The sequence below is a fragment of the Stenotrophomonas sp. 14P6.2.3 genome (assembly GCF_057799055.1).
On sequence record NZ_JBYOLA010000004.1, the window covers coordinates 120,227 to 141,858 of the forward strand.

Consider the following 21,632-nt stretch of genomic DNA (forward strand, 5'->3'; position numbering starts at 1 on the left):
CGAAAGGAACACCCGTCCATGTCCACCCTGATCTCCGCCCCGGTTGCGCCCCTGCTGGCGCGCCTGTTCACCGAAGCCGACAGCGCGCTCAGCCCGGCCTTGACCGCTGTTTCCGCCGAAGAGCGGCAGCGACTGCTCGGCAGCCGTACCGAATACCGGCGCCTGTACGGCGAGCTGCTGAAGGACCTGTGGCTGCCGGTGTCGCAGGAAACCGGCAACCTGCTGTACCTGCTGGCGCGCAGCAGCGGTGCCCGTACCATCGTCGAGTTCGGTACGTCGTTTGGCATCTCCAGCATTCATCTGGCCGCTGCGTTGCGTGACAACGGCGGCGGCCGCCTGATCACCACCGAATTCGAGCCGGAGAAGGCACGGCGTGCCGCCGGCCACCTGCGTGAAGCGGGTCTGGACGACCTGGTGGAGATCCGTGTGGGCGATGCACTGGAGACCCTGGCAGTGGACTTGCCCGATACCATCGATCTGGTGCTGCTCGATGGCGCCAAGGTGCTGTACGACGATGTGCTGGACCTGCTGCAGGAGCGGCTGCGTCCGGGCGCGCTGGTGGTGGCCGACAATGCAGACGACAGCCCGCGCTACCAGCAGCGCATGCGCTCGGGCAGCGCCGGCTATCTGTCGGTGCCGTTCGCCGAGGATGTGGAAGTGTCGGTGCGCCTCGCCTGAGAGATGCTCATGCCAGCTGCCGGAACTGTTCCGGCGGCAGGGCGTGTGCATACAGATAGCCTTGGCCGACATCCACTCCCAGCGCACGCAGCAGTTGTTCCTGTGCCGTGGTTTCGGTGCCTTCGGCGACGACGATGGCACCGCAGCGGTGCGCCACCTCCACGATGAAACGGACGATGGACTGCGACTTGGCATCGGCCAACGTGGCGATCAGCGCCCGTTCGATCTTGACCTCGGCCACCGACAGCTGCGACAGCAGGATCAGCGTCGAGTAGCCGGCGCCGAAATCGTCCAGTGACAGGCTCATGCCGGCGGCCAATAGAACCACGACGTTGGCGTCGACGACGTCGCGCTCGACGATCTCGGTCCACTCGACGATCTCCAGCCGCAACATTGCGCCGGGTATGCGTTGCTGCTCCAGCAAGGTGCACAGCCGCACGCCGAAGCCGGGTTGGCGCAGCGATTCGGCGGACACGTTTACCGCGATCGTCAGCGTGTGCCCGTCATCCCGGCAGTGGCCAAGGAAGGCGGTGGCCGCCTGCAGCGTGGCCCATTCCAGTTCGGCCAGACGGCCGCGGCGGCGCAGCAGTGAAACCACCCGCATCGGCGCAATCAGGTGACCATCGCCATCGCGCATCCGCAACAGCGCTTCGGCGCCGACCAGGTGGCGGTCATGCAGGCGGAACTTGGGCTGGTAATACAGCGGTGCATCGGCGTGCCGCAGCCAGTGGTCAAGCGCGGTCTCGATCAGTGCATCCACCTCGCTGTCGCGCTGGATGGGATCGTCGAAGAACACCACGCCGGATTCGATCGTGTTCAAGGCCAGGGTGACGGCGCGGAACGGGATGGAGTTGTCGTCGTGCATGGGTGGGGTCAGCTCGACCACCGCACAGCGGAACACCGGGCGGAAGCCCGGCCAGTCATCGCCGATCACCGTGGACAGGCGGTCGGCCAACGCAGGCAGCTCGGCATCCGCGCGGAGATCGGCAAGGCTTGCGTCGAACAGCAGGATCGCCAGCGCGTTGTCTCCGAACTGATAGACCTCCATCGTGCCGGCCGGCCTTGCATGCAGCAGGGTACGGCGCACGGCTTCGGCAGTGTGTGGGTTCCACAGGCCGCTGTCATTCAGGGAGCCATAGCGCAGCAGCAGATCCTGCAGGTTGCCCATCTCGGTCACGATCAGGCACGCGTTGCCACGGTCTTCGCTGCTGCGCCAGTGGCGTTGCAGACGCTCGTCGAGGGCGCGCAGGTTGGGCAGGCCACTGATCGGATCGATGCGCATCCAGGCATGTTCACGTTGGCGCTGGGCATCGATCTGCGCGTCGTTGTAGACCAGTGCGAATACCGCCGCCAGCACCAGCAGCGACACCGGCAGGGCCAGCACCCGCTGGGTGGCCAGCTCCAGCAAGGGCAGCTGCGCGCTGCCGATGATCGCCACGCCCAGCGCCAGGCCAAGCAGGGTCACCGCAATGCGCACCCCCCAGGCCTGCAGGATCAACCGCAGCGAGAGGTGGGTGAGCATATGCGGGTACATCCGCCCACGCAGCCAGATGCCTGCAAGCACCTGCAGCGCCGCTTCCAGGCCGGCGGGCAGGAAATACTGGGTGCCGGAGAACTGATAGCGCGCCAGCAGGCTGGCCAGCAGGCAGGTGACGCCGCCCCGCCAGCCGCCCAGCAGGCCGCTGATCAGCAGGATGTCGATGCCGAGGTTGAGCTTGACCACGCCTTGCGCGTAGCCGGCCACGAACCAGGAGTTGAACAGATAGATCAGGCCAAGAATCGCGCCGATGTAGACGCGGCGCCCTTCGATGGCTTGACCTTGGCGGCGGGTGGCGATCAGGAACACGCCGATCATGCCGATCACTGCGGTGGCCTGCAGCAGGTACAGCGGCAGGCTGGGCAGGGCGCTGTCCAGGATCCGGGTCGAAACCCTTGATAGCGCATCCATAGCCATAGCCGGTCCTGTGTGCGGCCAACTGCCAGTTGCCGCAGGGTAAACCACGGCCGCGTGTGCGGCCAAACCGGGGATGCCAGCGCGTGCTGAGCGTCAGTAACGTGGATCGGCGATCGCAGGCAGTACCAGCTCGCGGACGAAACTGGAGGGCGAGAGCTGCAGCAGGGCGCGCACCATCGCCACCACGTCGTGCACCGGCACGTACTCGCCATTGCCGCGTGCGGCGGCCTGCTGCAGGGGCACCGACAGTGCATCGTCGGTATTGAGGTAGCCCAGCTGCAGCGTCGTCACGGCCAGCCGCTGCTGGCGGAAGCCTTCGCGCAGGGCATCGGCGATGCCGTTGAGCGCGAACTTGGACGCGCCAAAGGCCACCTCGGGGTGGCCACTGCGCGGTAGCGCCGAGGTTGAGCCGGTCAACACCAGCTGCGGGCGGCGTCCGCCGAGCACGCGCGGCAGCAGCTGCTTGAGCAGCAGCAGGGTGGCGGTGATGTTGACGTCCACCAGCTGCGCCAGCGCGCTGTCACTTTCGTTGAGGAAATCGTAGTCGTCACTGAATGCGGTCTCCTCCCAGATGCCGAGATTGTGGATGAGCACATCGAGATCCGGCGGCGCCTGCGCTGCGATGCTGGCGGCCGCCCGTGCCGGCTGGCTCAGGTCTGCTTCAATCCAGTGCAGGTCCACGCCCTTGCCGCAGTCCAGCTGCGTGGGGCGTGTACGCGACACACCGATGACGGTATCGCCGGGCTGGCAGAGGCCTTCCACGAAGGCGCGGCCGAGGCCTTTGCTGGCGCCGATGACCATGAGTTTCATGCGATGTCCTTTGCTGTGAAGTGTCCGCTTCGGAGAGAATCCAGGCTGTGACCGGGGCCGGAGCGGTGGAGATGGAAGCAGGATCGAGCGATGGCGGTGTCATGCCCTTGCCGTCGCAGTGGTGCATCGCGCTGCGCGATGCAGAGATCGAGATGCAGAGCATCGGCGTGTCGCGCGCTGATGTAGCGCGGGTGCGACGCCCGGGGTTGCCGGATGCGTTCCTGAAATCGGAAGTGATCGATGCCTTCAGCGAGCTGGATGGCGAGATCCTTCGTCTGCGCTGGCTGCGGGCACAGGGACAGCCGGCGCCCAAGGTGCTGGATACGGCGGAGGAGGGTGGTCGGCGCTGGCTGCTGATGAGCGCGTTGCCCGGCCATGACCTGGCATCGTCGCCGACGCTGCAGCCCACACAGGTGGTCGTGCTGCTGGCCGATGCGCTGCGCGATCTGCATGCGCTGCCGGTCGCCGCTTGCCCGTTCGATCATCGCCTCGCTTCGCGCCTGCCAGCGGTAGCCGCGCGCGTTGCCGCGGGGCAGATCGATGCGGATGATTTCGACGATGAGCGCCTGGGCAAGAGCGCGGAACAGGTCTATGCCGAACTGCTGGCAACCCGTCCGGCGGATGAGTATCTGGTGGTAGCGCACGGCGATGCGTGCCTGCCGAATCTGCTGGCGGTCGACGGCCGCTTCAGCGGCTTCATCGATTGCGGCCGGCTGGGCGTGGCTGATCGTTGCCAGGACCTGGCGTTGGCCGCTCGCAGCCTGGTCCACAACTACGGCGACACCCGCTGGGTCGCGCCACTGCTTGCCCGTTATGGCATCCGTGCCGATGAGGATCGGCTGGCCTATTACCGCCTGCTGGACGAGTTTTTCTAGGAGCATGCGCAGTCCGCTGGTGTTGCATGGCGCGTCAGGATCGGCCCTCAACAGCGGTTGAGGTCAAGCGCAGCGGCCTGAACGGCGACTGGCCGATAGCCTCGGTGGATCTTTTAAAAGGACGAACGTTCGTTCATTGTTTGCCGCATGAACCGTACCGACCGCAACGAACAGCGTGCCTCGCAGATCCTGCAGGCTGCCCTGCAGTGTTTTCTGGTGAAAGGCTTCCACCAGACCAGCATGCGCGACATCGCGCAGGCGGCCGGCGTCAGTCTGGGCAATCTCTACAACCACTTTCCCGGCAAGGAGGCGCTGATCCTGGCCACGGCCGAAGTCGAACAGGATGAGCTGCAGCCCCTGTTGCAACGCTTGACGGACTGCAATGGCGAACGTGCGCAGGTGCAGGTGTTCCTGCAGGATTTCCATGCCCTGTGCCGGCAGCCGGAATGGGCGCTGCTGAGTGTGGAAGTGCTGGCCGAGAGCGCGCGCAATCCGGCGGTGGCGGCGGCATTTGCGGGCAACCGCGCGCAGTTGCAGCGCGGTCTGGCCGAGGCCCTGCAGGAGGTTGCGCGGCGTGAGCGCCGGCGCCCGGCACTGGCGGCCGCGCTGCAGGCACAGGTATTGCTGGATGCGATTGAAAGCGATGCGCTGCGGCAGGGGTTGGGCGAGGCGCGCGAGGCGGATGCCGACGTGCTTGATCCCGGCCTGCTGGCAGCGCTGCTTGGGGGGCGTTCGTGAGCAGCGACGATCGACGGTTGCATGGGCTGGACCTCGCACGCTATCTCGCGCTGGCCGGCATGGTGCTGGTCAACTTCCGTCTGGCGATGGCCGTTGAAGCCGACGGTGGCGGGGTGCTTGCTGGATTTTTCCATCTGCTGGAAGGCAAGGCCTCGGCAACCTTCGTGACGCTGGCCGGGGTGGGGTTGATGCTGGCCACGCAGCGACAAGCGTGGTGGCAGGCGAGCATGCAGACCTGGCGGCGGGCAGTGTTCCTGGCCGTACTCGGTCTGCTCAACCTGACCGTGTTTCCCGCCGATATCCTGCACTACTACGCGGCGTACTTCGCGGTGGCGGTGCTGTGGCTGCGCGCCTCGCCTCGTGTTCTGCTCGGCAGCATGGTTGCTCTGGCGACGGTCTCGTTCTGGGCCCTGCTGCGCTGGGACTACAGCCAGGGATGGAACTGGCAGACGCTGGCTTACGAAGGTCTGTGGCAATGGCCGGGTGCGATGCGCAACCTGCTGTTCAACGGTTTCCATCCCGTGTTGCCGTGGCTGTGCTTCTTCCTGCTCGGCATGCTGCTGGCGCGGCTGCCGCTGTCGCAGCCACGGGTGCAGCGCGCCCTGCTGCTGCTCGGCCTGTTGTTGATGGGCGCCGGCCAGGCGTTGCAGCAGTGGGGCCACGGCACGGCGTGGCAGCTGTGGCTGGCGACGCAGCCGATGCCGCCCGGTCCGGCGTATCTGCTGACCGGCGCAGGCGCGGCGTGTGCACTGATCGCCGCGTGCCTGTGGCTGGTGCGCCTGCATCCCGGCGATTGGCTGGAGCCGTTCACTGCGGCCGGACGGATGACGCTGAGCCTGTACGTGGCGCACATCCTGATTGGCATGGGCGTGCTGGAATCGCTCGGCCTGCTGGACGGAAGCGCCAGCCTGTCGTGGGTGTTGATGTCCGCATTGCTGTTCGTGATGCTGGCTACCGCAGCAGCCTGGTTGTGGTCGTGGCAGTTCGCACGTGGTCCGCTGGAAGCGGTCATGCGACGCGTCGCCGGCTAGTTCTTTTGTCGCAGGACACCGATGTTGTGACCCGTTAGCCTGTGCGGATGCAGGGTCATCTGCGATAGTAGGTGTCGTCACCAAAGCACGCCTGCATCCATGTCATTCGCTTCGGCGCAGCAGATCGTTGAGGTCCTGCAGCAGTCCTACGACATCAACGCGACAGCGGTGGTGCCGCGTCCGGTGGGTGCCGACGCCAACGCGTGCGTCTTCCGCATCGATGCCCGCCACGACCACTGGTGGTTGAAGTGCCGCAACTATCAGGTTGCCCCAGCGGTCTGGGACAGCCTGCATTGGCTGCGTGGCACGTTGGGCATCGAAGAGATCGTTGCGCCCTGGCCGGCATTGACCGGCGGTGCCTCGGTGCAGCGCTGGGGCCTGCAGTTCACGTTGTTCCCCTATATCGAAGGGCAATCGGGCTTCGAGGCCCCGCTGAGCCGTGCGCAATGGCGCCGGCTGGGCGAGGTGCTGCGGCGCCTGCATGAGGCGGAGATTCCGACGGCGCTGCGCCAGGCTTTGCCGACGCTGCGGCTTGAAACCGCGGCCGTCGATACGGTGGGGACGTGGTTGCAGGATCCCGCAACGCTGGCGCAGGCGCAGGATCGATCCGGCAGTGCATTCCTGGCGCTGTGGCAGCAGCAGCGGCCGCGTATCGCGGAACTTCACGAGCGTGCCGAAGCACTGCGTCGTGCGTTGCAGGACGAAGCACCCGCGCTGTGCCTGTGCCACACCGACCTGCACGCTGGCAACCTGCTGATGGGACAGGACGACGCGCTGCACCTGATCGACTGGGACGGCCTGGCACTGGCCCCGCGCGAGCGCGACCTGATGTTCGTTGGTGCTGCGGTGGGAGGCCGTTGGGGGCGCGAGCATCCGCTGGGCTTTGCCGAGGGATATGGCGACGACCTCGGCGATCCGCGCTGGATTGCGTGGTACCGGCACTGGCGCATCCTGCAGGACCTGATCGAGTTCGAGCAGATGCTGTTGGGGCCCGGCGCGGCGCAGCGCTCGCTGCAGCAGCACCGGCAGTCGCTGCATTACCTGGGCGAGCAGTTCGCGCCGGGCAATGTATTCGATGCGGCCGAGCGCGCGTATCGGGTGCTGTAGGGGGTGCGGCCGGGCTGCGCCAGGCACCCTGCGGTAGTGCCGGCCGCTGGCCGGCAACCGCAGCAACAACAGCAACTGCCGAAGCAACAGCAACCGCGGGCGTTCCGTGGGAGGGCGGGGTGGGTCCGGTTGCGGGGGACGCCGTAAATACGTCCCTGTAGGCTTGGGCGCGCCATCCATGGCGCTTACACCCCCGCAACCGGACCCACCCCGCCTTCGACAGATTTCTGCTGCTGTTGGTGGGTGTCGACCTTGGTCGACACGTAGATCCACGCCATGCGTGGATGCTCTTCATTCAATTGTCGAAATATTCGATTTCGATGGAGATTCATCCACGCATGGCGTGGATCTACCAGATCGCGGAGATCTGTCAGAGGTGGGGTGGTGTCGGATTGCGGGGTGTCAGCCGCATGGATGCGGCTGCCAAGCCTCCATGGACGGATTCACGGCGTCCCCGCAATCCGACACCAACCCGCCATCCCACGGAATGCCGCTGTTGAAGTTGCTTCGGCTGTTGCTGTTGCCGTTGCTCCGGCCTCTGCAGGTGCCGGGCGCAGCCCGGCCGGAACCCTTACTCTGCCGGCTTGGCAGCCGCGCTCGCGGCGACGCTCGCTGCACGCCGTGACAGCACCGCTTCGCGATGGGCGATGTAGGCGTTGGCGGCGAGGATGATGCCGGCGCCAATGATCGTCCAGCGATCAACCGTCTCGGCGAACAGCAGCCAGCCGCACAAGGTCACCAGCGGCAACTGCAGGAAGCTGATCGGGGTCAGCGCGGAGACTTCGCCCAGGCGCAATGCACGCGTCCACAGCAACTGGCCGATGGTACCCAGCACGCCGGTGGCCAGCAGCCAGACCCAGGCGATGCCTGCGGGCCAGACCCAGACGAACAACGCCGGTATCAGTGACAGCGGCACCCAGAATACGTAGGTGTAGAGCACCACGGTGTCGGCGCTGTCGATGCGGGTGAGCTGCTTGATCTGGATCGCTACCAGCGAGCTGAGCACGGCGGCGGCCACGGCGATCAGGCTGCCGGACGTGAAGCCGGCGGTGCCCGGCCGCACGATCACCAGCACGCCGATGAAACCGACCACCACCGCCGCCCAGCGCCGTACGCGGACCTTTTCGCCCAGCCACAGCACCGCAGCGATGGTGACGAACAACGGGGTGGAGTAGGACAGCGAAACGGCCTGCGCCAGCGGCAGGTGCCCCAGTGCCCAGAACGCGCACAGCATCGACCCCAGGCCGATCGCGCTGCGGACGAAATAGCGCGGCAGCTGCTGGGTCTTCAATGGCGCATGGCCCGGGCGCAGCAGCATCGGCAGCAGCGCAAGCAGGCCGAAGGCATTGCGGAAGAACGCCACTTCCTGGGTCGGCACGTAGCGGGTGGCATAGCGGATCGCCACCGCCATCAGGCCGAACGCCATGGTGCTGCCGAGCATCAGCAGCGCCGCCCGCAACGGGGTGGCGCTGGCGGGTAGGGCCGGTGTGCTCACCACTGTGCGCCGAGCAGGCGGGGCTCCGGTTCGATCGGCACGCCGAATTTCTCCAGTACCGAGGCGGAGATCCGCCGCGCCAGTGCCAATAGTTCGGTGCCGCTGGCGTTGCCGTGGTTGACCAGTACCAGCGCATGGCTGGCGGCAACGCCGGCATCACCCTCGCGGAACCCCTTCCAGCCGCAGGATTCGATCATCCATGCGGCCGAGACCTTGCGGCGGTCGTCACGGTCTGCGGGGAACACCGGCAGCTCGGGGAAGTGCTGCAGCAGCACTTCCACCTGTTCCAGCGGCAGCACCGGGTTCTTGAAGAAGCTGCCTGCATTGCCCAGCACATCCGGGTCGGGCAACTTGCGGCGACGGATCGCGATCACCGCATTGGCGACGTCCACAGCGCTGGGCAGTTCCACGCCCTGTGCCTGCAGTTCTTCGCGGATGCCGGCGTAGCCCATGCGCAGGTCATGCAGCAGAGGCAGCTTCAGTTCAATGGCGGTGATCAGGTAGCGGTCCGGCTGCTGCTTGAACACGCTGTCGCGGTAGGCGAAGCCACACTGTTCGTTGTCCAGCCGTACCCAGGTCTTTTCCTGGCAGTCCCAGGCCTCCACGGTCTGGATGAACTCGCCGACCTGGGCGCCATAGGCGCCGATGTTCTGGATCGGCGACGCACCGGCCGTGCCGGGAATCAGCGCCAGGTTTTCCAGCCCGGACAGGCCTTCCTGCAGCGACCACATCACCAGCCCGTGCCAGGACACGCCGGCTCCGGCGCGGATCACGGCGTGGTCCGCACGGTGTTCAAGGAAAGTGATTTCGCGGTTGCCGAACACCAGCACGGTGCCGGGCAGGTCGTCGGCGATCAGCACGTTGCTGCCGCTGCCGAGCACCAGCAGCGGGCCGTCGGCCACGTCCGGCAGGGCCAGGACCTCCGGCAGCAGCGCGGCATCGTGCAGTTCCAGCAACTGCGCGGCGCTGGCCTGTACGTGGAAGGTGTTCAGGGCCTGCAGCGGTGCGTTGCGGGTCAGGGTCCAGCGCAGCGGGGCTGCAGCGTTGTTGGTGTCGTCCATGGGGGTACTCACAGCGGTGCCACCGCGCCGCGGCTGGGCGCCTCGCGTCGGCGCCGGATCGCCTCCACACAATCGGCGACCAGCGCCGGGCCCTTGAAGATCAGACCGCTGTAGCACTGCACCAGCGCCGCACCGGCGGCCATCTTGGCCACGGCGTCGGCGCCGGACAGGATGCCGCCGACACCGACCAGCGGCAGCGATTCGGGCAGGCGCGCGCGCAGGCGGCGCAGCACCAGGGTGGACTGCTCCAGCACCGGTGCACCGGAAAGCCCGCCGGCTTCATTGGCCAGCGGATCGCCAGCAACCCGGCTGTGGTCGATGGTGGTGTTGGTGGCGATCACACCGTCCACCTGCAGTTCGCCCAGTACACGTGCGGCGGCATCGATGTCGCGCTCGTTGAGGTCCGGGGCCACCTTGACCAGCATCGGCACGCGACGGCCGTGCTGCGCGGCCAGCGCTTCCTGGCGCTCACGCAGCTGGCTGACCAGCTGCCGCAGTGCGGTCTCTTCCTGCAGTTCGCGCAGGCCGGCGGTATTGGGCGAGGAAATGTTGACGGTGATGTAGTCGGCCAGCGGGTACACCTTGTCCATGCAGGCGATGTAATCATCGGCGGCCTGTTCGTTGGGGGTGTCCTTGTTCTTGCCGATGTTGATGCCGAGCAGGCCGCGCCGGTTGCGCGCGCGTTCGACGTTGCGCACCAGCGCATCCACGCCTGCATTGTTGAAGCCCATGCGGTTGATGATCGCGTTGTGCGCCGGCAGCCGGAACAGGCGCGGCTTCGGGTTGCCGGCCTGCGGCCGCGGCGTGATCGTGCCGATCTCCACGAAGCCGAAACCCAGCGCGAACAGCGCATCGATGTGCTCGCCATTCTTGTCCAGGCCAGCAGCAAGGCCGACCGGATTGGGGAACGTCAGCCCGAACACCGTGCTGGGCATCGGCGCGATGCGTGCGGCCACCAGCGGCGTGGTGCCGGTGCGATAGGCCAGGTCCAGAGCGGACAGGCCGAGACCGTGGGCGCGTTCGGCGTCGAGCGAGAACAGGAAGGGGCGGGCAAGCGAATACATGCGTTGGTTTCAGTCCAGCGTGCCGAGGAAGGCTCGGGTTCGATATTCAAAAGCGACCTGGCCGTCGACCGCGTGGGCGGCGAACAGGTCCTGCAGCGCAGCCAGCATCGGCGCGTGGCGCGGATGGCCGGGCTGCGGCGCGTAGGAAGAGGACAGCAGGCGTCCGCTCAGGGCGTCCAGGTCCAGGTGCTGCACGTTCGGCAGTTGCACCATGCCGCGCAGGCCGGAGCCGAACCAGGCCTGCATGGTGGCGTCGTCCTGGTAGCGTTCGGCCACCGCGGTGTAGTCGGTGCCGTAGTCCAGCAGCAGTTGTTCGTAGCCGACCAGGAACGGGCTGGCATCGAGCAGGCGCGAATTCCAGTAGATCAGTGCCAGGCCGCCGGGGCGCAGGATGCGCTGCCACTCGGCGCGCACGGCCACGGTGTCGAACCAGTGGAAAGCCTGCGCGGCACTGACCAGGTCAACGCTGGCATCGGCCAGGCCGGTGGCCTCGGCGCGGCCATCGACGGCGGAGAACTGCGGATACTGCGGCGCCAGCCAGTGTTCGGCGGCGGCGCGCATCGCCGCGTTGGGTTCGACGGCGACCAGTGGATGGCCGGCGGCCAGGAACTGCCGGCTGGAGATGCCGGTGCCTGCGCCGATGTCAGCAACCAGCGCGCTGGTTGCCACGGCCATGGGGCCATGCAGCCAGTCCATCAGCGCGACCGGATAGTCGGGGCGGTAGCGGACATAGTCCGCGACGCGGCTGCTGAAGCGTTCAGTGCTGTCCGGGGAGGTCATCGTGCTTTCACCAGCGCAGTCCAGGTTTGGCGTCGGCACCGGCCGCCACCATCGCGAAGATCAGGATGGCCACCAGGCCCACCGCAGCGAGGATGTTGAGCCAGCCCATGATCAGCCCGGCCAGGGCCATGCCATCGCCGTCCTGTTCGCCAGCACGGCGGCGGATCTCGGCGCGGGCCAGGTGCCCGGTGATGATCGCAACGAGGGCGGCGACACCCGGCAGCACGGTCCAGCTGCAGATGCCCGCGATCAGGCTGACCACGGCCAAGGCGTTGCTCTGTCGGGGTGGCACGCTCATCGAGTCCTCCGTGGCAGTGCCGACATGATAGTGCCTCTGCTCCGGCAATCCCATGGGCAGTGCCCTGTAGAGCCGAGCCCGTGCTCGGCTGACGCTTCGGCTGGTACGGCATCGCCCGCGCTGCGCGCGCAAGCCGAGCGTGGGCTCGGCTCTACAGATTCAGCCCATCAACACCTGGCCGCCATCGACGTTGAGCACGTGGCCGGTGATCCAGCGCGCCAGCGGCGAGCACAGGAACAGCGCGGCATCGGCGATCTCGCGCGGCTGCCCGAAGCGGCCGAACGGAATCTTCGCCAGGGTGCCGTGGTACAGGGCGGGATCTTCGACGCGACGTCGATCCCAGAGACCATCGGCAAATTCGATCGAACCCGGGGCAATGGCATTGACCCGGATCCGGTCCGGGGCCAGAGCCAGCGCCTGCGAGGTGGTGTAGTGCGAGAGCGCGGCCTTGGCCGCCGCATACGGTGCGCCGCCGGGACGCGGCTGCTGCGCGGCGATCGAAGAAAGATTGAGGATGCAGGCATCGGACGAGGCGCGCAGCCACGGCAACGCAAGGCGCGATGCGCGGACAGCGGCCATCAGGTCGATCTGCAGGCTGGCGGCCCAGCCGTCTTCGTCATCGGCCATGCCGTAGCCGGTGGCGTTGTTGACCAGCACATCGATGCCGCCGAGCGTGTCGGCAGCGGCCTGCAGCCAGGCGCTGATCCGGGCAGGATCGCCCAGATCGGCGGCGTAGGTGTGCAGCTCGGTGCCCTGTGCCCGTGCATCGGCCTGCAGGGCGTCAAGCCCGGTCTGGCCGCGTGCACAGGCCGAAACCTGCGCACCGGCGCCGGCAAACGCCAGCCCCAGTTCGCGGCCAATGCCCTTGCTGCCACCGGCAATCAATACCCGGCGGCCGGTGAAATCGAGGGTCGGAGCCCCTGTGGGGATCCGACCCTGAGTGGTCGGCACGGCGTGGGTCGGATCCCCGGAGGGGCTCTGACCCATGTGCATGGCCGGACCGTTTGCCATCACAGGTCGAACTTGATGCCCTGGGCCAGCGGCAGCGAATCCGAATAGTTGATGGTGTTGGTCTGGCGGCGCATGTAGACCTTCCATGCATCCGAACCGGATTCGCGACCACCGCCGGTGTCCTTCTCGCCACCGAAGGCGCCACCGATTTCCGCGCCCGAGGTACCGATGTTGACGTTGGCGATGCCGCAGTCCGAACCGGCCGCCGACAGGAAGCGCTCGGCGGTCTTCAGGTTGGTGGTGAAGATCGAGGACGACAGGCCCTGCGGCACGCCGTTCTGCATGTCAATGGCTTCGTCCAGCGTGCTGTACTTCATCACGTACAGGATCGGCGCGAAGGTCTCGTGCTGCACCACTTCATCGCTGTTCTTCAGGCCGGTTACGATGGCTGGCAGCACGAAGTTGCCGGCGCGGTCGATGCGCGTGCCGCCGGTTTCGATGGTTCCGCCGCTGGCCTTGGCCTTTTCGATCGAGGCCAGGAACTGCTGCACGGCACCGTCGCTGTTCAGCGGGCCCATCAGGTTGGCCGGGTCGGTCGGATCGCCGATCTTGCCTTCCACCTGCTTGTACGCCTTGACCAGCGTGGCCAGCACGTCGTCATGGATGGATTCGTGCACGATCAGGCGGCGGGTGGTGGTGCAGCGCTGGCCAGCAGTGCCGACCGCGCCGAACACAATGCCGGGGATCGCCAGCTTCAGGTCGGCGGTTTCGTCGAGGATGATCGCGTTGTTGCCGCCCAGTTCCAGGAGGCAACGGCCGAGGCGGTGCGCGACCTTCTCGGCAACGGTGCGGCCAACCTGGGTCGAACCGGTGAAGCTGATCAGCGGCACGCGCTTGTCGGCCACCATCTTTTCCGACAGCGCGGTGCCGGCGTCATTGATCAGGAAGAACAGGTCCGGGAAACCGGCATCGCGCAGCGCTTCATTGCAGATGCGCATCGAGGCGATGGCGGTCAGCGGGGTCTTGTTGGACGGCTTCCACAGGCAGATATCGCCGCAGATGGTGGCCAGGAACGAGTTCCATGCCCACACCGCGACCGGGAAGTTGAACGCGCTGATGATGCCGACCAGGCCGAGCGGCTGGTACTGCTCGTACATGCGGTGGCCGGGGCGCTCGGAATGCATGGTGTAGCCGTACAGCATGCGGCTCTGACCCACGGCGAAGTCGGCGATGTCGATCATCTCCTGCACTTCACCATCGCCTTCGGGCTTGCTCTTGCCCATTTCCAGCGCGACCAGCGAACCGAGGGCATCCTTGTGCTTGCGCAGCGCTTCGCCGCACAGGCGCACGGCTTCACCGCGACGCGGGGCCGGGGTGGTGCGCCAGACCTTGAAGGCTTCCTGCGCACGCGCGATGACGGTTTCGTACTCGGCTTCGGTGGTGGCGCGGACCTGCGCGATCGGCTCGCCGGTGGTCGGGTTGATCGGGGTGATCAGCTCACCGCCGGTAGCGCTCGACCACTCCCCGTTGCCCAGGTAGGTGCCAGCGTTGATCGCGTCCAGACCAAGGGACTTGAGCAGCTCGGAAGACATGCAGACTCCTGTGTTTCGTTACGTTGTGTTTGGTGCCGTCGCGGGCAGGTGGGGGCGCGACGAACTGAGCCGACGATGGTAGCAGAGGGGCAAGGACGGGCTTTGATGCGCTGCGGGGTTGACTGTCGCCGTGCAGTGGGTCAGGCGCCAAGCGCCTGTTCAGGCTGGCAGGGCTTCGTCCATCGCGCGGGCAGCTTTGCGGGCGACCGGTTGCGGCGACCATGGGGGCGGGCTGCGATGCCACTGCCAGGCGCTTTCGATGATGGGCGCCAGTTCGGTCCACTTGGGTTGCCAGCCCAGGATCTCGCGGGCGCGGGTGGAAGAGGCAACCAGACTGGCTGGATCGCCCGGACGGCGCTCGGCCATTTCAAATGGAATCTCGCGCCCGGTCACCGCTGCGGCAGCGGTGATCACCTCGCGGACCGAGAATCCGTGACCGTTGCCGAGATTGAAGGCGTGCGCGCCGCGGGTGTGTTCCATGTACTCAAGGGCAAGCGCATGGGCCTGGGCCAGGTCCTGCACATGCACGTAGTCGCGCACGCAGGTTCCATCGGGCGTTGCATAGTCTTCACCGAACACTTTCATGGCTGCGCCAATGCCCAGCGCGGCACGCAGGACATTGGGAATCAGGTGGGTTTCGCAGGCATGCGCCTCGCCGATGCCGTGGTCGGGCAGAGCGCCAGCAGCATTGAAGTAGCGCAGGCAGGTCGAGCGGAGGCCGTAGGCCGTCGCTGCATCCGCGAGGATCCGCTCTGCCATCAGTTTGCTGGCGCCGTAGGGGTTGATGGGCGCCTTGGGATGGTCCTCATCGATCACATCGGCCTGCGGATTGCCGAAGACGGCGGCCGTGGACGAGAACACGATCCGGTCGACGCCATGGCGGCGCATGGCCTCCAGCAGGTTCAGGGTGCCGGTGACGTTGTTGGCGTAGTACGCGTAAGGATCGGTAACGGATTCGCCCACCAGCGAGCGCGCGGCGAAGTGCATCACAGCGTCGAAGTGGCGACCCTGAAACGCGCGCTTCAGTGCTTCGGCATCCAACAGGTCTGCCTCAAGCAGTTCACCCCAGCGGACGGCACCACGGTGGCCGGTGGAGAAGTTGTCGAGCACGGTTACGGTGTGGCCGGTTTCGGCGAGGTACTGGGCCATGTGGCTGCCGATGTAGCCGGCGCCGCCGCAGATGAGGATGTCCGACACGCATCTTCCTTGTTGCAGAACTGGGCGCGAGTCTATCAGTGGCGTCGAATCCAAGGCGGATCTGGCACGGCAATAAGTGCGGATCGCGACGCGAAATGACGCAGTTTGAAACAATTCGTTACATTTAAAATTCTTAATATTTTCAGTTAGTTGGGCTGGAGCTTTGGTCTGGGATGCGGATTCCCCTGGCTTTAGGTTCCTATCTTTTGCCGCGGACATCATTCACAATTCAGTCACGCCTGATTGACAAAACCTTGACAATCACGTGCTGGCTGGGGAGTCCATGCGCGTGAAGACGAACAATTCGGCATTCAGTCGAGTCGTGAATGGAGAAGTGCTTTGCTACATGGATCAGTACAAGACCTTCCCGCAGAGCGGGCCCGGGCGGGCCGCCGCCGCGTTGAAGCCCGGGCCGCCCTTGAACTAGGGCTGCGCTTGGGCGACTTGCTGCTGTTGCCGGCCATGGCGGTCCTCTCCCACATCCTGCTGTATGGCGCAGGCGCACCGGATTCGTCCCAGCGAATCGTCTTCGGTGCAGTGATTCTCAGTGCCATCGTCTGCTTCTCCATCGCGCCGGTGTATCGCAACTGGCGGATCCGTGGCCTTCTGGCTGATCTCTGGCTGCTGCTGCTGGCATGGTCTGGCACGTTTGCGCTGTTCTCTCTTTATGTCGTCTTGGTCGGACTTGCCGATTCGGTGCCCTCCGCGTGGCTTGTCGGTTGGTATGCCTTCGGATTGGTTGCCATGGCGGCCCTGCGTGTGCTGTTGAGAGTGCAGTTGCATCGCTTGCGCGCCCGGGGAATGGATCATGAGCGGATCCTGCTGGTCGGGCTGCGGGCGCCTGCTTTGAGGCTGCATCGCCTGCTTCGCGGAAAGCCGGAACTGGGCAAGGATGTCATCGGCTATTTCGCCAGTGTCGGCGATATCGCCACCCGTCGCGGTGGAGATTCGCCGCGGCGGCTGGGCATCCTGGAAGATGTCCCGAAGTACATGGATCAGCATCGGGGTGAGTTCGACCAAGTCTGGGTGTCGATGCCAATGGGGCATGCGGCTGCGGTCAAGGACATGCTCAAGCAGATCGAGCGATTCCCGGTGCCGGTACGCCTGATCCCGGACACCACGGGGTTGGGAGCGTTGAACCCTGGCCTGCACCAGGTGGGCGACGTGCCGATGATCGGTGTGCGCCAGGGTTTGGTGGATCATCGGTTCCGCCTCTTCAAGCGGGTCGAGGACATCATTGTGGCTGGCATTGCGGTGATTCTGCTGGTACCGCTGTTTGTCGTCCTTGCCATCGGCGTGAAACTGAGTTCGCCGGGGCCAGTACTGTTCCGCCAGAAGCGTCATGGGCTGGGCGGCAAGGAATTCTGGATGCTCAAGTTCCGCTCCATGCATGTGCATGCGGAGCGTGCTGGCCAGATTGACCAGGCGACGCGCGGTGATCCGCGAGTGACCCGGTTTGGCGCGTTCCTGCGCCGCAGTAGCCTGGATGAGCTGCCGCAGTTCTTCAATGTGCTGGGCGGAAACATGTCGGTGGTGGGGCCGCGGCCCCACGCGATCCAGCATAACGATCACTACGAGCGGGTGATCGAGCGCTACATGCATCGTCACTACGTCAAGCCGGGTATCACCGGCTGGGCGCAGGTGCACGGATTGCGGGGTGAGACCCCGGAGCTGCGCTCGATGAAGAAGCGCGTCCAGTACGACATCGACTACATCCGCCGCTGGAGTCCGACGTTGGACGTGCGGATCATCGTGCTTACCGCGTTGAAAGTGCTCGGTCAGAAGTCGGCGTACTAAGTTGGCCGATTTCCGGAACTGCGATGTAATTCCATGAATCCGCTGGCGATTTCATCGCCTGTAATGCGGTTGTAAGGTATGCTGTGCGGCTGCCGCCGGCCCGGGATGGTCTGGTCGCGTACGACGCAAGGAATGCCACAGGATCCAAGTCAGTGTTCAAAAACGTTCTTTTTGTATGTGTGGGCAACATCTGCCGTAGCCCTTCAGCGGAGGTCATGCTGAGAGAGGCTGTCGCGGGCAAAGGCATCAAAGTGTCTTCGGCCGGCCTTGGTGCGCTGGTTGGGCACGGCATTGATATCACTGCACAGGAGTTGCTGGTGGAGCAGGGCATGGATGGTCTGGCCCATCGCGCCCGCCAGATCGATGACGCGATTCTGGGTGCCGCTGATCTGGTGTTGACCATGGAGCGCAAGCACGTGCGCCGCATCGCCGAGATCGCCCCGCAGGCCTCTGGAAAGACCTTCTTGCTTGGCAAGTGGCAGCAGGATCGGGAGATTCCCGATCCGTACCGACAGCAGCGCCCGGCCTTCGAGCATGTTTACAAGTTGATGGCCGAGGGTGTGGAGAGCTGGGCGCGGCACCTCTGAAGTCCCGCTGCGCGATCCAGTCCTGCAACACTTTTTCCGCATTGAAGATCCCCAATTCATGACCACTGAAGCCCGTACCTCCGCACCGGAAGACAGCGACGAGATCGACCTGCGCCAGCTGCTTGGAACCCTGATCGACTACAAGTGGTGGATTGTCGGCATTACTGGGCTGTTCTTCGTGGTTGCAGTGGCTTATGCACTGCTGGCCACGCCGATCTATCGTGCGGATGCGATCGTCCAGGTTGAATCGAAGGTGCCTTCGTTGCCGGGCCTGTCTGATATCAGCCAGTCGCTGGGCATAGGGGCCGGGTCCGCGGAGGCGACTACCGAAATCGCGCTGATCACCTCGCGCGCGGTGGTGGGGAGCGCGGTCGACGCGCTGAAGCTGGATATCGCCATCGAGCCGAACCGCTTTCCGGTTCTAGGGGGATATTTCGCCCGCAAGGCGGAGCGCGCCGATCCGGACGCGTTGGCTGACATACGTTTTGGCATGAGTCGTTTCGGCTGGGGCGGCGAGAAGCTGGACATCTTCCAGCTGGACGTGCCGCGCACGCTGCTGGCGCGACCGATGACCTTGGTCGTCGGCGAGAACAGCAGCTATGAATTGTTTGACGAGGACGACAACCTTTTGTTGGAGGGCCAGGTTGGCAAGGTTGCAAGCGGAAGGGGTGTGACCGCTCAGGTTGCCGAAATGCGTGCGCATCCCGGCATGCGTTTCGAAGTTGCGCGCCAGCGCCATCTGACGGTGATCAATGATCTGCAGAAGGATATTGCGGTGAGCGAGTCCGGCAAGGACTCCGGAATCCTCACGCTGGTCTATGAAAGCGCCGACCCGATCCTCGCGCAGAACTTCTTGCAGCAGGTGGCCCAGGCTTACGTCCGGCAGAACGTCGAGCGGAATTCGGCCGAAGCGTCCGCGCAGCTGACCTTTGTCAAAGAGCAGTTGCCAAATATCCGCAACCAGGTGGACGCGGCGCAGAAGGCGCTGAGTGCCTATCAGACGCGTGCCAACTCGGTGGATCTGACCCTGCAGACCAAGGGCCTGCTGGATCAGGAAGTAGCGGTGGAAACCAGCATCCAGCAGCTGCGCTTGCAGCAGGCGGAGATGGACCGGAAGTTCACTCGCGACCACCCGGCCTACCAAGCGCTGATGCGCCAGATCGGTGAGCTGGAGGGCCGCAAGAGCAATTTCCAGGGCCAGGTTAGGCAGCTGCCGGAAGCACAGCAGGAACTGCTGCGTCTGACCCGTGACCTACAGGTCAGCAACGAAATGTATACCGGCATGCTGAACCAGGCCCAGCAGTTGGATGTGGCCCGTGCTGGCACCGTTGGCAATGTTCGCATCGTCGATGCCGCCGAGGTTGATGCCACCACACCGGTCAAGCCGCGCAAGGCGGTGGTCGTTCTGATCGGTACAGTCTTGGGCGCGTTCCTTTCGGTGGCGCTGGTGTTGCTGAAGCAGATGCTCAACCGCGGCGTGGAGGATCCATCGCAGATCGAAGAGCTTGGCCTGCCGGTGTACGCATCGATTCCGGTGAGTGCGCAGCAGCAGACGGACTCGGTGCGTGGCAAGTTCCGCGCCGATGGCAAGTTGCATCTTCTGGCGGTGAAAGATCCGGCCGATCTGGCCATTGAGGCGGTGCGCAGCCTGCGTACAAGCCTGCACTTCGCGCGTCTGGAAGCCAAGAACAATATCGTGCTGATTTCCGGCGCGAGCCCGAATGCAGGCAAGACTTTCGTGTCCTCGAACCTCGCTGCGGTGATCGCGCAGGCCGGTCAGCGCGTGCTGATCATCGACGCCGACATGCGCAAGGGCACCCTGCACAAGGCGCTGGGTGCAGCGCAGACGCCGGGGCTGTCGGATCTTCTTGTTGGCAAGGCCGAACGTTCCCAGGTGGTGCGAAGCCTGCCGGGCCTGGACAACTTGAGCTTCATCGCGCGCGGAGACGTTCCGCCGAACCCGTCGGAACTGTTGATGCATGCCAACTTCACAGCGCTGCTGGAAGAGTTGGCGCCGCAGTACGATCTGGTCATCGTTGATACGCCTCCGATCCTCGCTGTTACCGATGCAGCGATCATTGCCCATCACGCCGGTACCTGTCTGATGGTGGCGCGTTTCGGCCTTAACCAGGCGAAGGAGCTGGCGCTGGCCAAGCGCCGGTTCGAGCAGAACAACGTGCGCATCAAAGGGGCGATCTTCAACGCGGTGCAGCGTCGCGCTACGGGCTATTACAGTTACGGGTACTACGAGTACAAGTCGACAGCGTCCTGAGGCCAGGGAAGCGGGTTGGCGCCATGAATCGTTCCATGAAGCATGCATCAGTCATCAGCCTCTTCACCCTTGCAGGGGCCGGCCTCGCGTTCCTTACGCAGATGCTCGCTGCACGTGTGCTGGGGCCGCGTGAGTACGGGATCTTCATGGCAGCCTTCACGACGATCAATATCGTCTCGCCGCTGACGGCCTTTGGCTTGCAGGCATTCTGGCTGAAGGTTTTCGGGCGGGAAGGCTGGCGTGCGATGCGCTGGATCCGGCCCACCTTCGTGTTCTGCCTGCTCAGCACCGTGTTGACCATGTTTGGCGTGGCGGCTTGGGCGCTGTTGGGCTTGGGCACGGAAAATCCCGTTGCGTGGTGTCTGTTGATCCTGTCCACCAACCTGCTGTCCGTTGCCAGCATCGAGGTGGTGACGACACGTTTCCTGCTGGAAGAGAAGCCATTGCCACTGATGATCTGGCAGACCCTGCCACAGGTAGTGCGCTTTCTTGTCGTAGTGGGTGTGCTGATGGCGACCGCAGCTTCCGACGCGGTGACTGTCGCTTGGCTCTATGCGTTCGTGGGAGGGGCTCTCGTGCTTGCCAGCATTCCCAGCATGCTGGCGTTGGCGAGGGGGCGGATGGACGTGGTCGGGCACCAGAAGTCCGAGGTCATGTCCAACAATGTCCGCCCGGGCGTTCTGTCTGTCGCCAGGGAGACGTGGGCATTTGGTCTCGGCAACCTGTTCTTCCTGGTCTACTTCCAGAGCAGCGTCATCTTCATCAGTCATTATATGGGGGCGGAAGCAACCGGTACGTTTGGGGTGGCGGTGACGCTGCTGGCGGCGCTGTATCTGCTACCTACCACCCTCTACCAGAAGTTGCTGATGCCACGGTTTCATCGCTGGGCCTATCAGGATCCAGTCGCGTTCCGCAGCGCCTATCACACGGGCAACAGATACATGCTGTTGCTGGGTCTGGCGGCCGCAGCCTGCACGGCGATGCTCGCGCAGTTCCTGGTTCCGTTGCTGTTCGGGCAGGCCTATGTGCAAGCGGCTTGGTTGCTGGTCTGGTTGGCCCCCTGCATCCCCATGCGATTCGTTTCGACCAGTGCCGGGGCAATTCTGAGCACGGGTGATCGCATGCGGGTGAAGATCCGCATCATGGGCGTCGTCGCGGTGTGCAATCTGGTCATGAACTTCCTGTTCATTGGCTGGGCCGGTCTGAACGGTGCGGTCGTTGCGGCCATCGCAACCGAAGCACTGTTGATGGGGCTGTACCTCTTCACCGCCAATCGTTCCTTCCGCACGGATGCCCAGGCATGAATCAGGCTGTAACTATCGGGAAGGTCGTCCGCGGGGGCTAT

19 protein-coding genes are annotated in these 21,632 nt (G+C 65.0%); 9 read left to right on the forward strand and 10 right to left on the reverse strand.

All coding sequences use genetic code 11. From position 1 onward, the window contains the following. Positions 1 to 18: 18 nt before the first annotated feature. Positions 19 to 678 (forward strand): O-methyltransferase, encoded by a 660-nt coding sequence (locus AC27VL_RS05555; RefSeq protein ID WP_488765763.1) that lies wholly within the window; start codon positions 19 to 21, stop codon positions 676 to 678. Positions 679 to 685: 7 nt separating this feature from the next. Here the strand turns inward: AC27VL_RS05555 and AC27VL_RS05560 are convergent, their stop codons facing one another. Both AC27VL_RS05560 and AC27VL_RS05565 read right to left on the reverse strand, forming a co-directional pair. Next, the gene (locus AC27VL_RS05560) at positions 686 to 2,626 is read right to left on the reverse strand and encodes an EAL domain-containing protein (RefSeq protein WP_100552359.1); all 1,941 of its coding nucleotides are present in this window, start codon (positions 2,624 to 2,626) and stop codon (positions 686 to 688) included. 99 nt (positions 2,627 to 2,725) lie between these two features. Next, complete coding sequence (locus AC27VL_RS05565) at positions 2,726 to 3,442, reverse strand: SDR family NAD(P)-dependent oxidoreductase (protein WP_488765764.1); 717 nt, start codon at positions 3,440 to 3,442, stop codon at positions 2,726 to 2,728. 101 nt (positions 3,443 to 3,543) lie between these two features. Between AC27VL_RS05565 and AC27VL_RS05570 the strand changes: the two genes are divergently transcribed. From AC27VL_RS05570 to AC27VL_RS05585, 4 genes are all read left to right on the forward strand, one after another. Beyond that, the gene (locus tag AC27VL_RS05570; protein ID WP_488765827.1) at positions 3,544 to 4,317 is read left to right on the forward strand and encodes an APH(3')-II family aminoglycoside O-phosphotransferase; all 774 of its coding nucleotides are present in this window, start codon (positions 3,544 to 3,546) and stop codon (positions 4,315 to 4,317) included. A 147-nt stretch (positions 4,318 to 4,464) separates the two neighbouring features. After that, on the forward strand, positions 4,465 to 5,055 hold the full coding sequence (locus AC27VL_RS05575; RefSeq protein WP_191078945.1) for a TetR/AcrR family transcriptional regulator: 591 nt from the start codon (positions 4,465 to 4,467) through the stop codon (positions 5,053 to 5,055). Continuing rightward, positions 5,052 to 6,086: a DUF418 domain-containing protein gene (locus tag AC27VL_RS05580; protein ID WP_488765765.1), complete on the forward strand. Its 1,035-nt coding sequence runs from the start codon at positions 5,052 to 5,054 to the stop codon at positions 6,084 to 6,086. The genes AC27VL_RS05575 and AC27VL_RS05580 overlap by 4 nt, the downstream gene beginning before the upstream one ends. A 99-nt stretch (positions 6,087 to 6,185) precedes the next feature. Further along, positions 6,186 to 7,193 (forward strand): phosphotransferase, encoded by a 1,008-nt coding sequence (locus tag AC27VL_RS05585; protein WP_488765766.1) that lies wholly within the window; start codon positions 6,186 to 6,188, stop codon positions 7,191 to 7,193. Between the two features lie 571 nt (positions 7,194 to 7,764). Here AC27VL_RS05585 and AC27VL_RS05590 read toward each other — a convergent pair. The 8 genes from AC27VL_RS05590 to galE all read right to left on the reverse strand — a co-directional run bounded on the left by AC27VL_RS05590 (position 7,765) and on the right by galE (position 15,631). Next, positions 7,765 to 8,652: a DMT family transporter gene (locus AC27VL_RS05590; protein ID WP_100465731.1), complete on the reverse strand. Its 888-nt coding sequence runs from the start codon at positions 8,650 to 8,652 to the stop codon at positions 7,765 to 7,767. A gap of 32 nt (positions 8,653 to 8,684) precedes the next feature. Beyond that, the gene (gene murB / locus AC27VL_RS05595) at positions 8,685 to 9,749 is read right to left on the reverse strand and encodes a UDP-N-acetylmuramate dehydrogenase (protein WP_488765767.1); all 1,065 of its coding nucleotides are present in this window, start codon (positions 9,747 to 9,749) and stop codon (positions 8,685 to 8,687) included. An 8-nt stretch (positions 9,750 to 9,757) separates the two neighbouring features. Then, a complete protein-coding gene (locus AC27VL_RS05600; protein WP_488765768.1) occupies positions 9,758 to 10,813 on the reverse strand; it encodes a quinone-dependent dihydroorotate dehydrogenase in 1,056 nt (351 codons plus the stop codon). Between the two features lie 9 nt (positions 10,814 to 10,822). Beyond that, positions 10,823 to 11,593 (reverse strand): class I SAM-dependent methyltransferase, encoded by a 771-nt coding sequence (locus tag AC27VL_RS05605; RefSeq protein WP_205405632.1) that lies wholly within the window; start codon positions 11,591 to 11,593, stop codon positions 10,823 to 10,825. A gap of 7 nt (positions 11,594 to 11,600) precedes the next feature. Then, on the reverse strand, positions 11,601 to 11,891 hold the full coding sequence (locus tag AC27VL_RS05610; RefSeq protein WP_025874887.1) for a DUF4190 domain-containing protein: 291 nt from the start codon (positions 11,889 to 11,891) through the stop codon (positions 11,601 to 11,603). A gap of 159 nt (positions 11,892 to 12,050) precedes the next feature. Continuing rightward, entirely contained in the window at positions 12,051 to 12,902 is an 852-nt protein-coding gene (locus AC27VL_RS05615) for an SDR family NAD(P)-dependent oxidoreductase (protein WP_488765769.1), read from the reverse strand. Further along, positions 12,902 to 14,434, reverse strand: coding sequence for an L-piperidine-6-carboxylate dehydrogenase (gene amaB / locus AC27VL_RS05620; RefSeq protein ID WP_025874884.1), 1,533 nt, complete (start codon positions 14,432 to 14,434; stop codon positions 12,902 to 12,904). Before amaB ends, AC27VL_RS05615 begins: the two co-directional genes overlap by 1 nt. Positions 14,435 to 14,593: 159 nt before the next feature. Beyond that, complete coding sequence (gene galE, locus AC27VL_RS05625; protein WP_488765828.1) at positions 14,594 to 15,631, reverse strand: UDP-glucose 4-epimerase GalE; 1,038 nt, start codon at positions 15,629 to 15,631, stop codon at positions 14,594 to 14,596. Positions 15,632 to 16,066: 435 nt separating this feature from the next. On the opposite strand from galE, the gene AC27VL_RS05630 reads away from it, so the two are divergent. The 4 genes from AC27VL_RS05630 to AC27VL_RS05645 all read left to right on the forward strand — a co-directional run bounded on the left by AC27VL_RS05630 (position 16,067) and on the right by AC27VL_RS05645 (position 21,591). Further along, the gene (locus tag AC27VL_RS05630; protein ID WP_488765770.1) at positions 16,067 to 17,428 is read left to right on the forward strand and encodes an undecaprenyl-phosphate glucose phosphotransferase; all 1,362 of its coding nucleotides are present in this window, start codon (positions 16,067 to 16,069) and stop codon (positions 17,426 to 17,428) included. Positions 17,429 to 17,580: 152 nt separating this feature from the next. Beyond that, positions 17,581 to 18,015, forward strand: coding sequence for a low molecular weight protein-tyrosine-phosphatase (locus AC27VL_RS05635; protein WP_488765771.1), 435 nt, complete (start codon positions 17,581 to 17,583; stop codon positions 18,013 to 18,015). 58 nt (positions 18,016 to 18,073) lie between these two features. Then, a complete protein-coding gene (locus AC27VL_RS05640) occupies positions 18,074 to 20,287 on the forward strand; it encodes a polysaccharide biosynthesis tyrosine autokinase (protein WP_488765772.1) in 2,214 nt (737 codons plus the stop codon). Between the two features lie 23 nt (positions 20,288 to 20,310). Then, positions 20,311 to 21,591, forward strand: a complete 1,281-nt coding sequence (locus tag AC27VL_RS05645) for an oligosaccharide flippase family protein (RefSeq protein WP_488765773.1) — start codon at positions 20,311 to 20,313, stop codon at positions 21,589 to 21,591. The last annotated feature ends 41 nt before the right edge of the window (positions 21,592 to 21,632 follow it).

Bases quoted from the DNA above. Each gene is read 5' to 3' on its own strand.
- AC27VL_RS05645 (WP_488765773.1), top strand. From the start codon at position 20,311: ATGAATCGTTCCATGAAGCATGCATCAGTCATCAGCCTCTTCACCCTT.
- AC27VL_RS05585 (WP_488765766.1), top strand. From the start codon at position 6,186: ATGTCATTCGCTTCGGCGCAGCAGATCGTTGAGGTCCTGCAGCAGTCC.
- amaB (WP_025874884.1), bottom strand. From the start codon at position 14,434: ATGTCTTCCGAGCTGCTCAAGTCCCTTGGTCTGGACGCGATCAACGCT.
- AC27VL_RS05610 (WP_025874887.1), bottom strand. From the start codon at position 11,891: ATGAGCGTGCCACCCCGACAGAGCAACGCCTTGGCCGTGGTCAGCCTG.
- AC27VL_RS05600 (WP_488765768.1), bottom strand. From the start codon at position 10,813: ATGTATTCGCTTGCCCGCCCCTTCCTGTTCTCGCTCGACGCCGAACGC.
- AC27VL_RS05570 (WP_488765827.1), top strand. From the start codon at position 3,544: ATGCCCTTGCCGTCGCAGTGGTGCATCGCGCTGCGCGATGCAGAGATC.
- AC27VL_RS05615 (WP_488765769.1), bottom strand. From the start codon at position 12,902: ATGGCAAACGGTCCGGCCATGCACATGGGTCAGAGCCCCTCCGGGGAT.
- AC27VL_RS05560 (WP_100552359.1), bottom strand. From the start codon at position 2,626: ATGGATGCGCTATCAAGGGTTTCGACCCGGATCCTGGACAGCGCCCTG.
- AC27VL_RS05605 (WP_205405632.1), bottom strand. From the start codon at position 11,593: ATGACCTCCCCGGACAGCACTGAACGCTTCAGCAGCCGCGTCGCGGAC.
- AC27VL_RS05555 (WP_488765763.1), top strand. From the start codon at position 19: ATGTCCACCCTGATCTCCGCCCCGGTTGCGCCCCTGCTGGCGCGCCTG.
- AC27VL_RS05640 (WP_488765772.1), top strand. From the start codon at position 18,074: ATGACCACTGAAGCCCGTACCTCCGCACCGGAAGACAGCGACGAGATC.
- AC27VL_RS05575 (WP_191078945.1), top strand. From the start codon at position 4,465: ATGAACCGTACCGACCGCAACGAACAGCGTGCCTCGCAGATCCTGCAG.
- AC27VL_RS05565 (WP_488765764.1), bottom strand. From the start codon at position 3,442: ATGAAACTCATGGTCATCGGCGCCAGCAAAGGCCTCGGCCGCGCCTTC.
- murB (WP_488765767.1), bottom strand. From the start codon at position 9,749: ATGGACGACACCAACAACGCTGCAGCCCCGCTGCGCTGGACCCTGACC.